The sequence below is a fragment of the Yinghuangia sp. YIM S10712 genome, assembly GCF_051388935.1.
GTDB lineage: Bacteria > Actinomycetota > Actinomycetes > Streptomycetales > Streptomycetaceae > Yinghuangia.
The window spans coordinates 250,695-262,832 of record NZ_JBPKBI010000009.1 but is presented as its reverse complement, the minus strand read 5'-3'; the positions used below and the strand labels follow the sequence as shown (position 1 = coordinate 262,832).

The window sequence follows — 12,138 nt, the reverse complement described above, 5'->3', positions numbered from 1 at the left end:
TGCGGCGGCGCGGGTGGCTACTCCGCCGAGACGGCTCGGAGGATGTCCATCTTCGCCGCCCGGGCAGCCGGGCGGGTGGCGGCGACCAGGCCGCCCAAGGTGCCTGCGGCGAAGAGGATCGCGAGTTGGGACGCGGGGACGACGTACGGGAGTCGCTGGTCGCCGGAGAGGACGTCGACGGCCGCCCGGGCGAGGAAGGCGCCGAGGGCGAGGCCCGTGAGGGCGCCGAGGGCGGCGACGAAGGTGGACTCCCAGCGAAGGGAGGCCCGGACCTGGCCCCGTTCGGCGCCGACCGCGCGCAGGAGACCGAGTTCGCGGCGGCGTTCGTGGGCGGCGAGCGAGAGGGTGTTGGCGATGCCGCCGAGGGCGATGAGCAGGGCCAGGGCGAGCAACACGTAGACGATGGTGACGAGTTGGTCGACCATGGCGATCGAGTCCTCGATGTAGCCGTCGCGGTCCTCGACCGGCGGGTTGCCGTACGCCCGGGCCAGGCCCTCGACTGCGGCCTTCACCTGACCGGTGCGCGCGCCGTCGGCGAGGGCGAGGACTGCCAGGGTGTCGACGTCGGTCACCCCGTGCGGGCCCCAGGCCTGACGGTCGATCAGATAGTCGCCGACGACGATGGACCGCTCGTAGATCCCGGCGACGGTCATCGTGGCGCGTACCCCGTCGGGGTAGGTGATCTCGACCGCGGAGCCGACCGTGAGGTCGTGGTCCTCGGCCTTCGGCTCGGAGACCGCGATCTTGTCGGGGCCCAGGCCGGTGGCGGTGCCCTCGCTCAGGCCCAGGTCGAGGGCCGCGTCGAGGCGTGCGGTGTCGGCCGCGGCGACCTGGATGCCGGAGCCGTCGAGCAGCGCGTTGCCGCGCTGGACACCGACGGCCGTCGTCACGCCCGGCAACTGCCCGGCACGGGCGGTAAGTTCGGGGCTGTGGCCGCCGCCCGCCCAGCCGCCGGGCGAGGAGCCGCCGATGACGACCGAGCCGGTGAGGCTGTCCCGGGTCTCCGCCGCCGCGCCGTCCTTGAGCGACGCCGCGAAGACGGCGAAGACGGTGACGACGGCGATACCGACGACCATCGCGGTCGCCGCGCCGGCGGTGCGGCGCGGGCTGCGGAGCACGTTGCCCCGCGCGAGCATGGGACCGGCACCGAGGCGCTTGAAGGGCGCGGTCACCACGCCGCCGAGCAGCCGCACGACGACGGGCGCGGCCGACAGGACGCCGGCCACGGTGGCGAGCGCCGCCGCGGCGAGCAGCCACGCGCTGTCGGCGATCACGGTCAGGCCGATGCCGAGGGCCGTGAGGCCTGCGCCCGCGGCACTGTGCACCTCTGCGGCCTCGGCCGCCGAGGTGCACAGTGCCGCGATCGGGGCGACGCGCGAGCCCTTGATCGCCGGGATCAGCGCCGAGACCAGGGTGACGGCGATGCCGACGGGCAGCACGATCAGCGCGGTCTCGGCACGGAACTCCAGTCCGTCGACCGGGAACGCGAAGCCGAAGGCCGCGAACAGGGCCCCCAGTCCGGCGGCGAGGCCGGCTCCCGCGGCGAGACCGAGCGCCGAGGCTCCGACGCCGATCACGGCCGCCTCGGTCAGGGCCTGCGCGCGGATCTGGCGCCGCGACGCACCGAGCGCGCGCAGCAGGGCGGCTTCGCGCATGCGTTGGGCGGTCACCACGGAGAAGGTGTGGTTGATCGAGAACGCCGCGACGACGAGCGCGATGACGGCGAATGCCGACAGGAACGTCCGCAGGATGCTGAGGAACCCCGACGAGACGGCGTCGACCTGCTCTTGCGTCGCGTCCGCGCCCGGCAGCGCCTGGATGCCGGGCGGCAGTACGCGCTGAATGGCGTCGGCCGCGGCCTGCTGGTCGGTGCCGGGGTCGAGGCGCACCGACACCGAGCTGATCAGGCCGGGGTCGCGGGCGACGTGGGCGAGCGCGCCTTCGAGCGAGAAGCCGGTGTACGAGGCGCCGCCGAACGCGTCGGCGTCGCCGAAAGTCGCCACACCCACGACGGTGACCGCCACCGGCGACGGGGTCAGCACGGTGACGCGGTCGCCGGGCGCGAGGTCGCCTTGTTCGGCGGACCCGCGGTCGATGACGACCTCGTCGGGGGTCTGCGGCGCACGTCCGGCGGAGAGCTCGTAGGGGTTGAGGGCCGGGTCCGGGACCCAGTTCCCGGCGGTACGCGGGCCGTTGCCGGTGAGCATGTCGCCGTCCCTGCCGACCAGCTGCCCGTATCCGACGACGACCGGTTCGGCGGCGGCGACGCCGGGAACGCCGCGTACGAGGTCGGCGGTGCCGGCCGGGATCGGGGCCCGCGTCGTTCCGGGGTCGTCGGTGACGTCGGTCGCGTTGCGCACGACGACGTCGGTGCCGGCGCCGCTGTCGCGGATGAGCCCGGTGATCGAGGACTTGACGGTGTCGGACAGGATCAGCGCACCGGACAGGAACGCGGTGCCGAGCAGCACCGCGAGGACCAGCCCGAAGACGCGGCGCTTGTGGGCGACCAGATTGCGCGCGGCCAGGCGGCCGACGCCGAGGGCCGGTGCGGGTGTCATCGCGACGCACCCGCCTTCGGCACGCTCGGCGCGTCGAACGCCTTCATGCGGTCGAGGACGGCCTGCGGGGTCGGGGCGTCCATGCGGTCGGCGATGCGTCCGTCGGCGAGGAAGACGACGGTGTCGGCGTATCCGGCGGCGACCGGGTCGTGCGTCACCATCAGGACGGTCTGGCCCAGCGTGTCGACCGCGTCGCGCAGCAGGCGGAGAACCTCGCCGCCGGACCGCGAGTCGAGGTTGCCGGTCGGCTCGTCGGCGAGGATCACCTCCGGCCGCGTGGCGAGCGCGCGGGCGACCGCGACACGCTGCTGCTGGCCGCCGGACAGTTCCGAGGGCCGATGGGCGAGCCGGTCGCCGAGCCCGACGGCGTCCACGACGCGGGCGATCCAGTCGGGGTCGACGCGGGCACCGGCGAGTGACGCGGGCAGCGCGATGTTCTCGCCCGCCGTCAGTGTCGGCAGCAGGTTGAATGCCTGGAAGACGAAGCCGATCCGGTCCCGGCGCAGGCGGGTGAGGCGCTTGTCGGACAGCGACCCGAGGTCGGTGTCGCCGAGGAACACCTGGCCGGAGGTGACCGTGTCGAGGCCGGCGAGGCAGTGCAGCAGCGTCGACTTGCCGGAACCGGACGGGCCCATGACGGCGGTGAAACGGCCGCGCGCGAAACCTACGGTGACGTCGTCGAGCGCGCGGACTTCGGTGTCGTCCATGCCGTACGCGCGGACCGCGTGCACGGTGCAGGCGGCGTAGCGCCCGGGCTCGTGGCCGGGGTCGTGGCCTGCGGACGGATGGGGCGGGGACGTGCTGGGCATGACGGCTCCCGGGTCGCGAGGAATGGGGACGGCTCGTGCGCCGAGTCGCTGGGCGGCGCCGCCGTCGAACGCCTCCAGACTGCTGCGGCCCGAGTACGGTTTCGTCCCGCACCGGGAGGCACCCGGGCGCCTTCCGCGGCAGCAAGCGACGGGCTCCGGAGCGGGCGGACGTACTCCTTCCGGAGCAGGTGAGGCAGGGTCGGCTGCGCCGTGGGGAGGCGGCGTGATGCCGTCGGCGGAGGGACGAATCGGCCGCGGGCCCGGACCTACATTGGGCGGGTGAACGCATCGACTTCCCGCCCGGGTACCGGTTCCGGTCCCGGTTCCGGTTCCGGTTCCGGATACGACGAGGTGGGGCGCGACCGTGCCGCGGCTCCGTTGTTCGGGCCGCTGTTGCCGCCGCCCTTCGTACGGATTCCGCGCGACGCCTTGCTGGTGCTCGTGGTCGGCGCGCTTCAGATCGGCGGCACGATCGCGGCGTCGCACAATCAGCGCGGCCGCGACGATGTGCGCGGAATGGATGTACTGGCGTACGTCCTGATCGCCCTCGGCCCGCCGATGCTTCTGGTGCGGCGCAGGTATCCGGTGCAGGTTCTCGTCGGGACGCTGCTGCCGACCGTCGTCTACACGCTCCGCGACTATCCGCCGGGGCCGGTCTTCCTGGCTTTGATCGTCGCGCTGTTCACCGCGATGACGGCCGGACACCGCGCGGTGTCGTACGGCGTACTCGTCGTGGGGTACGCCGTGATGGGCTGGCTCGGGCCGTGGGCGCGCGGCGAGGGGATGCCGGGTGCGGCGTGGGCGGGTGGCGTGGCGGCGTGGCTGCTCGTGCTGGCGGCGTTCAGCGAGGTGGTCAGGGTCAGGCGCGCCTATGTCGCGGCCGAACGCCGGCGGGCGGCCGAGGAGAAGGCGGCGCGCGAGGAGGCGGACCGGGCTCGCGCGGGCGAGGAGCGGCTGCGTATCGCGCGTGAGCTGCACGATGTTCTGGCCCACCACATCTCGCTCATGAACGTTCAGGCGTCGGTCGGACTCGAACTCATGGACGCCAATCCCGAGCAGGCTCGTACGGCGCTCACCGCGGTGAAGCAGGCCAGCCGCGAAGCGCTCGGGGAGCTGCGTGGTGTGCTCGCGGTCTTGAAGGGCGAGGGCGAGTCCGCGCCGCGTACGCCGACGGCCGGGCTCGCGGACCTGGACGAGCTGGTGTCTCGGGCGTCCACCGCGCATCTCGCGGTGCGGCTCGAACGCGCCGACGACGTGGGGAACTTGCCGGGTCCGGTGGGGCTTGCGGCATATCGGATCGTGCAGGAGGCGGTGACGAACGCGGTGCGGCACTCGGGGGCGTCGACCGTGGTCGTGCGGCTGGCGATCGACCACGCCCCGGACGGCGACGCGCTGCGGGTGACCGTGGACGACGACGGGAGGGGGGCACCGGCCGACCGGGTGCCGGACGCGAAGGGGGGCGTCGGTGTCGGCGGTGGGCATGGCCTGCGCAATATGCGCGAGCGCGCTTCGGCCCTCGGCGGCACGCTGGCGAGCGGTACGCGCGCGGAAGGCGGCTATCAGGTGGTGGCCGTGCTGCCATTGGGCGGACAAGATGGTGGCGGCCCCGGTGGCGGGGCCGACTCTGCATCCACCGAAAGGCGCTCCGCGTGATCAGGTTGGTCCTCGCCGACGACCAGGCGCTTGTCCGGGCGGGCTTCCGCGCGCTGCTGGACGCGCAGCCCGACATGACCGTGGTCGACGAGGCGGCCGACGGCGCGTCCGCACTCGCGGCGGTCCGCGAACACCGGCCCGACGTCGTGCTCATGGACATCCGCATGCCGGGCGGCGACGGGCTGGAGGCGACGCGTGCGATCACCGCCGACCCGTCGCTGGCGGACACGAGAATCGTCATCCTGACCACCTTCGATCTGGACGAATATGTCTTCGAGGCGCTGCGCAACGGGGCCAGCGGCTTCCTGGTCAAGGACACGGAACCGGCGGAACTGCTGCGCGGCGTACGGTCGGTGGCGGTAGGCGACGCGCTCCTATCGCCCGGTGTCACACGCCGCCTCATCGAGGAGTACACCGCGCAGGCGAGCCCCCCGGCGCAGACTCCCGACCTGGAACTTCTCACCGCGCGTGAACGCGAAGTCGTCGCCCTGGTCGGCCAGGGGCTGTCGAACGAGGAGATCGCGGAGCATCTGGTCGTGAGTCCGCTGACCGCGAAGACGCATGTGAGCCGGGCGATGGTCAAGTTGGCGGTACGTGACCGGGCGCAGTTGGTGGTGTTCGCGTACGAGACCGGTCTCGTGCGGCCCGGGCGGCGGTAGACCGGGCGGTCCGGTGCAGCGCTCGCGGGGTCGCGGGGCGCGCAACCGGCTTGCCGCACGGCGCACTTCGGGTACGCGTGGTCACCGGGCGCGGCCGGTCGGTGAGGGCAAGCGGTGGGTTCGCGGGGAAGAAACCCGAAATGGACGCACAGTTGCTTGCCGCCGAACTCGGGATCGCCGCAGGCCTTGTCGGGGCGTACGCGCACCGGCGCGGAGGAAGGGGGGCGTGGCTGCCGCATCTGATCATGGGTGGCGCCATGGGTGCCATGGCGTTACCGCAACACGATCCGCTGGGGCCCGGCGGGTGGATGCTCGTGTTGGGGGGTGCGGCGGCGTGGGCGTGGGGGCGCCCGACTGGGAATCGGAAGCGCGGCGGGGGCCGCGCCGGGGTCGCCATGGACCTGTACGTCATGGGGGTGTTGACGCTGCTGATGCCGGCGGTGCACGGGGGCGGCCATGGTTCCGGAGCGTCCCACGAGACGGGCGGCGATGCGGCGTCGGACTGGTGGTCGGGGCCGTACGCGGCGTTGTTGGTGGTGTGGGCGCTGGCCCGCGTGGTGGTGGCGGCTGCCGAGTACCGGCGGTGTGCGGGGCGGGAGCCGGGGTTCGATGCGCGGGGTGAGATGGACTCCGGGGCGGGCGTTTGGCTCGGGGCCGCGAAATCCTCGGTGTCGTCTGCTTGTTCGGTGGCGATGATCGGCGCGATGACAGTGATGGCGTTCGGGCCCTGACGTGCACCGTTCGAACATTCTGCTCGAAAATCCCTGCTCTTCCTCCGTTTGAGTGGAACGTACTCCGGATGGCCCCCGACCGGTTGGATTCCGGCGACACTCGATGTCGAGGCGCCGCGCGGATCTTCCGCAAGGCGCGGAACCACCGATCGCGGGGGTGCGCCATGGCCATTGCCGTCCGAGATGTCGTCCGGTACGCCGTCGAGCAGACAGCGCCGAACGAACTGCCTTTGCTGGAAAGCCTGTGGCAGCTCGACGACGAGGCGATCGGGCGCGTCGTGACACGGTCGCGCCGCCGACGGGATCCGCTCGCGTTCGGCATGAACGACGCGGTGCAACTCGTTCTTCCCGTGCTGTGGCTGGTGTTGACAGAGACGGCACGGCACGCCACCTCGGCGGCGATCACCACCGGCTGGCGCAAACTGCGCGTCCTGCTGTGGTTCCGCAGAGGCGCCCGGGCGAGCAACAGCAAGGCCGCGCCTTTGATGTTGCCGCAGCTTTCCCACGAACAGATCGCCGAGGTACGCGAGCGTGTGCGGGCGCAGAGCATCGCCGCATCGTTACCCCCTGAGCGCGCCGAGGCGTTGGCGGACGCCGTCGCGGTGCGGCTCGTGCTGGCGATGGGCGAAGAAAAGGCGGGCGATTCCGGCTCGGACGATGCGGAGCCCTGTGAACCGGAGACGGCGACAGGTGTCGAGGGTGATGCGGAGATCCCCGAGGCCGGGGGGCGGACGGAAGCGGACTCACGGGACGCAGCCGAGATCGGGACCGAGGGTGAGATCGAGGTCGGCAGCGCGACCGTGCCCGGTGTCGAGGTCGGCACCGGCCCGCCCCGCCCCTCGGTGCCCGAGCCCCGCTCGGCACCCGTGCCCGAGACCGGTGACGTGTCGGATGGTGACGCGAACTCCGTTGATACCGAGGAGGATTCGGGGCGCAATCCCCCAAAGGCAACTTCCGGACCGCGGGCCGACTCGGCCCCGTCGTCCGCGCCGAGCCCGGGCGTCGAGACACGGCCCGGGCGTGTGCCCGAGCCGTCGCCCTCCCCCGAGTCCGACACCACCTCCCCGCCCGCACGTGAGCCGTGACCATGCGCACGGGCGATCTGGACCGGCGGGTGCTGCGGTCCGGAACGACCCTGCGCTTCGCACTACTGGTGGTGTTCACCACCGCGGCCACCGTGCAGTTGTCGTCGATCCTGCGTACGGCATTTCGCGGAACGGATCCGTCGGACCTCTCCGCGTGGTGCGCCCGCGCGGTCGGGTTCAAGCCCGCGCAGCGAGGGCTTCCGACGATCGACAAGGCGGTCGGCGGTGTCGCTCCGGCGTTCCGTGAATGCGTCGCACGAAGCGCGCCGGGGACGTGGCGTGACGCTGTCGCGGCAGCGGTCGTCGTGTACGCGCTCGCGGCGGCCGTGTACTGGTGGTTGCCGCTGTGGCGGAGCCGCCACAGGCGCCTGGTGCCGGTGCGCGCCGACGGCGAACTCGGTGCGGAGCTTCATGCGTTGGCATGGCGTGCCGGGCTTTCGCGGGGGCCTCGATTCGTGATCGATCCGGCCGCGCACACGACCGGAGCGGTCGCGTTCGGGCGCTGGAAGCACCACACGGTGTGCCTGCACGGCGGCCTGGTCGCGCGAAGGGCGGCCGACCCGCAGGCGTTTCGCACGGTGGTACTCCACGAGCTCGCGCACATCCGCAACCGCGACGTCGACATCGCCTATGCGACGGAGGCCCTGTGGCGGGTGTCCGCCGTGGTGGTCCTCATGCCGACGCTCGTGCTCGCGGTCCTTCCGAGGATCGGCCGCGACCTCGGCATGGGCGGGGAACTCCTGCGCGGCCACGCGCAGTTGGGCGTACGCGGCCTGCTCGACATGGTGGTGCTCACCGCGATGATCCTGCTCACCCGGGCCGACGTCCTGCGCACACGCGAGTTGTACGCGGACCTGGATGCGGTGAGGTGGGCGGACCCGCCGTCGACGCCTCCGGCCGGCCCCGAGGGGTCCGTCCCGGGACCGACGACCGAGGACGGCGTCGCCGGGCAACCGGTCCGCGGGCGCCCCGCGAACGCTCCGGAGCCTGTGGGGCTTGTCGCGGCTGCCGTTTCCGTGACTGCCGGGGAGCGCGCCCGTGCCGCTTTTGTGTGGAGCCTTCGTCCGCGCCTGGCGGGACCGTCCGCACGGACGGCCCGTCGTGACCGGTGCACCGTCGCCTTTCGCACGTGGCGGCGTCGTCTGCGCAGGCCCCGGAAGCGTGCGGTGCGGCTGTTCCGCACGCATCCTGACTGGGCGGAGCGCGCCGCGTCGCTGCGGCAGCCGGACGTGTTGTTCGGGACGCATTCCTCGACGATGGTCATCACCGGCATCGCGGCCGTGGTGGCGATGGTCGGGCTCACGTCGGTGCGGCCCCACGGCACGTCGGATCGCATGCCGGTGTTCGGCGGCAGTGCCACGACCTGGCTCATGGCGGCTTTGTTGGCAGGCATCGCGGGCGTCGCGCTGTGGCGCCGGGTCGTGTACGCGATTGCGACCGGTGCCCCGGTTCCGGCGGGGTTGCGCGCGGGCTTTTGGCTCGGCGTGGGGGTGGCCCTGGGCGAGCTGGTCTCGTTCCGGGCGGCCGGGCGCGGCTGGCTGCCCGAACAGCCCGGATGGCTGCTGGTGCCGATCGGGGTGGCGTGTGTCCTGACCTGGTGGGCCGCGCAGTGCGCGGAGCTGTGGGTGGCCGGAAGCCGGGGCCGCAGTCTGCGGCCGATCCATCTTGCCGCGCTGGGCGTCTTCTTCGTGATGGTCGGTGCGTGGCTGGTGTGGTGGGAGACCATCGGGCGGTTGTATCTCGCCGGTGTGCCCGGGGGCGGCGTCGACGCCGACGCGTTCGGACCGGAGCATTACACGGGCACGCCCGCGCAGATAGACGCACTGCGTTCGTGGTGGCCGCTCTACCGCAACATCGTGGTGCTGATCCATCACCCGCTGGTCCTGACCGGCGGTGCCGCGTTGTGGCTTTTCCCGCTGATCGCGTGGGCGCGGAAGATCGGGCCGGGGCCACCGGAGTGGCTGCGCAGGGCCTTCTCGGGCCGTGTGCCGAAGACGATCCCGCAGGCGGCGCTGCCGCGTCTGCGGTCGCTCGTGCTGCTGGGCCTCGCCGGTGGGACCCTGTGTCTGGGCTCGGTCGTCGTCGCGCGCCTGTTCCTGCGGCCGGACACCCCGGGCCCCGATTCGCACGGCAGCGCGTGGATATTGCAGGTCACGTGGTGGCACGGCGTGGCGCTGATCGCCGCGTGTGCGGTCTGGGCCGCAGCATGCGCCGCACTGGCGACCCGGTGCCGGGCGGCGGTGGCGTTGGCGTCCGCCGGAATGGCGATGTGTGTGGGATTGGCGGGCACGTACCTGCTGGCGTCGACGGAGGGGTGCGTGCCCGGGATCGGCGTGATGGGTGCCGAGTGCGGGTGGTACGGAAAGGCCGGGCAGGTGATGGTCAGTGCGGTGCCGGGGCCGTTCGTCATGGGTCTGGGCATGTTCGTCGTCGCCGCGGCCGCGCTGTTCGGCTACCTGGTCCGCGCTGCGGTCGACCGGCGGCGCGGTTCTGCTCCCCCGGCACGGCCGCCTACGCCGGTCCACGTCGGCGGGCACCGCGTCGCCGTGCGCCGGGTGGCGGTCGGTGCGGTGGTCGTGGTGGTATCGGTGGCTGTTGTGCGCTGGTGGGATCCGTCCGAGGCGGTGGAGGTCGGCGGCGGGTCCGCGGCATCCGTCGCCTCGACGGCGCACGGCGGCGACGTACGCTCAACCCTCGTCGGCGATGGCGAGCAGCTTGGTGACGGTGTTCCAGTTGCGGGCAGTACCGGTGACCTTGAGGGCGCGGTCGACGAGGAGGGGCAGCTTGGCCTCCGCGATGCCGCGCGGCAGGTTGAAGTAGATCTCCCGCCCGCCGACGGCCATCTCGTCGGGTTGCCACGCCTCGGTGTCGATGTCGGCGAGCAGTGCGGCATCGACGGGCCGGGCGTAGAACGTCACCAGGAAACGCGAAGGGTGTTCCACGTTCAGGGGGTTGGCGTCGATCACCGTGCGCATCTCGTCGGCGGTCCGGACCATGACCTTGAGGTCGCGTCCGTATGCGGTGGCGAGGGTTGCTTCGATCGCCTGGGCTACGTCCGCGGTCGGGGCCTGGGGTGCGGTGAAGACCGCGTTGCCGCTCTGGAGCAGGGTCCGCACGTCCGAGTAGCCGAGTCCCGTGAGGTGGGCGCGGAGTTCGGCCATCGGGAGCCTGCTGCGTCCGCCGACGTTGACGCCGCGCAGGAGGGCGATGTAGCGGGTCACGCGCGGAACTCCCTTCCCTGGTCGCGCGAGGTGGTGCGCGGATGACCGGTCGTCGTGCCCGCCTTCACCCGGCGGCGGCCCATTCGACGGGACGCGGCTGGAGGAGGGCGTCGGCGAGCGGTGCGGACGGGTCGATCGTGAGGTCGAGGCCGGCCGGCGGGCGCCCGGCTCGGATGAGCAGGTCGCCGACGGCCGCGGTCATGGCGCCGTTGTCGGTGCACAGCCGCAGCGGCGGTACGCGCAGTGTGATGCCCGCCGCCGCGCAGCGCTGCTCGGCCATCGCGCGCACGCGGGAGTTCGCCGCGACGCCGCCGACGACAACGAGGGTGTCGACGCCCCGGGCCCGGCACGCCGCGACGGCCTTGCGGGTGAGCACGTCCGCGATGGCTTCCTGAAGGGAGGCGGCGGCGTCGGCGACGACGGGTTCGCGGCCGGAACGGCGTTCGTTCTCGACCCAGCGTGCGGCCGCGGTCTTGAGGCCGGAGAACGAGAAACCGAAGGGGTCGTCGCGCGGGCCGGTCATCGGGCGTGGGAAGGCGACGGCGGCCGGGTCGCCGTCGCGGGCGGCGCGGTCGACGTTCGGGCCGCCGGGGTACGGCAGTCCGAGTACGCGCGCGGCCTTGTCGAAGCATTCGCCGGCCGCGTCGTCGACGGTGTCGCCGAGGTGTTCGACGGGGTCGCGGGCGAGGTCGCGCACGTAGAGCAGCGATGTGTGCCCGCCGGAGACGATGAGCACGATCGACGGATCGGGCAACGGGTCACCCTCGAGCGTCGCGGCGGCCACGTGCCCGGCGAGATGGTGGACGCCGTACAACGGGACGTCGAGTGCGACCGCGTACGCCTTGGCCGCCGCGACGCCGACTTGCAGCGCGGTGGCCAGCCCGGGTCCGGCGGTGACCGCGACCGCGCCGACGTCGGCGAGCGTGAGCCCGGCGTCGGCAAGGGCCGCGCGGACGACCGGCGTCACGGAGTGCAGGTGGGCCCGCGCCGCAATCTCGGGCACGACTCCGCCGAAGCGCGCGTGCTCGTCCATGCTGGACGCGACGGCCTGCCCGAGAACGACCCCGTCCCGGACCAGGCCCGCCCCTGTCTCATCGCAGGACGTCTCGATGCCCAGGACCACCGGACCCACGTGACACCACCCATTTCCGTCTTCCGCCGCCCGTTTCGTCCGTGGGCCGGCGTGCCGCGTCGATCGTAGTCGCCCGATCGGCCGAGACCGTGTTCGTCCAGGTCAGGACCGGTTCCCCGGGAGACGCGCGCCGCAGGATGGGACGGGACCGGGGGGTCACGCTATGGCCCGAAGTGCGACTCGCAGGCCGGACGCGATGTCGCACGGGTCGTCGGGCCGGCACCAGGTGCACAGCCCACGGTGTTTCGCGAGTTCTTGTGCTGTGTGACCGAGACAGACGTAGTAAGCCT

8 protein-coding genes and 1 pseudogene are annotated in these 12,138 nt (G+C 72.7%); 5 read left to right on the top strand and 4 right to left on the bottom strand.

Going from position 1 to position 12,138, the window contains the following annotated elements:
• Positions 1 to 17: 17 nt before the first annotated feature.
• Entirely contained in the window at positions 18 to 2,558 is a 2,541-nt protein-coding gene (locus tag ACRX5W_RS20165; RefSeq protein WP_436789604.1) for an FtsX-like permease family protein, read from the bottom strand.
• Positions 2,555 to 3,367, bottom strand: coding sequence for an ABC transporter ATP-binding protein (locus tag ACRX5W_RS20160; protein ID WP_436789603.1), 813 nt, complete (start codon positions 3,365 to 3,367; stop codon positions 2,555 to 2,557). Before ACRX5W_RS20160 ends, ACRX5W_RS20165 begins: the two co-directional genes overlap by 4 nt.
• Positions 3,368 to 3,646: 279 nt before the next feature.
• Here ACRX5W_RS20160 and ACRX5W_RS20155 point away from each other — a divergent pair, with 279 nt between their 5' ends.
• The 5 genes and pseudogenes from ACRX5W_RS20155 to ACRX5W_RS20135 all read left to right on the top strand — a co-directional run.
• Positions 3,647 to 5,020, top strand: a complete 1,374-nt coding sequence (locus ACRX5W_RS20155; protein WP_436789602.1) for a sensor histidine kinase — start codon at positions 3,647 to 3,649, stop codon at positions 5,018 to 5,020.
• Positions 5,017 to 5,679, top strand: a complete 663-nt coding sequence (locus ACRX5W_RS20150) for a response regulator (RefSeq protein WP_436789601.1) — start codon at positions 5,017 to 5,019, stop codon at positions 5,677 to 5,679. The genes ACRX5W_RS20155 and ACRX5W_RS20150 overlap by 4 nt, the downstream gene beginning before the upstream one ends.
• A gap of 140 nt (positions 5,680 to 5,819) precedes the next feature.
• Positions 5,820 to 6,410: a DUF5134 domain-containing protein gene (locus tag ACRX5W_RS20145; RefSeq protein ID WP_436789600.1), complete on the top strand. Its 591-nt coding sequence runs from the start codon at positions 5,820 to 5,822 to the stop codon at positions 6,408 to 6,410.
• Positions 6,411 to 6,574: 164 nt separating this feature from the next.
• On the top strand, positions 6,575 to 7,495 hold the full coding sequence (locus ACRX5W_RS20140) for a hypothetical protein (RefSeq protein WP_436789599.1): 921 nt from the start codon (positions 6,575 to 6,577) through the stop codon (positions 7,493 to 7,495).
• Positions 7,496 to 7,497: 2 nt separating this feature from the next.
• Positions 7,498 to 8,706, top strand: a pseudogene (locus ACRX5W_RS20135) (M48 family metalloprotease); the annotation flags it as partial.
• Positions 8,707 to 10,182: 1,476 nt separating this feature from the next.
• On the opposite strand, the gene ACRX5W_RS20130 reads toward ACRX5W_RS20135, so the two are convergent.
• Complete coding sequence (locus ACRX5W_RS20130; RefSeq protein ID WP_436789630.1) at positions 10,183 to 10,656, bottom strand: DUF1697 domain-containing protein; 474 nt, start codon at positions 10,654 to 10,656, stop codon at positions 10,183 to 10,185.
• A gap of 124 nt (positions 10,657 to 10,780) precedes the next feature.
• Positions 10,781 to 11,839 carry a tRNA (adenosine(37)-N6)-threonylcarbamoyltransferase complex transferase subunit TsaD gene (gene tsaD, locus ACRX5W_RS20125; protein WP_436789629.1) on the bottom strand — a complete coding sequence of 353 codons (1,059 nt, stop codon included), beginning with the start codon at positions 11,837 to 11,839 and terminating at the stop codon, positions 10,781 to 10,783.
• Positions 11,840 to 12,138: the final 299 nt, after the last annotated feature.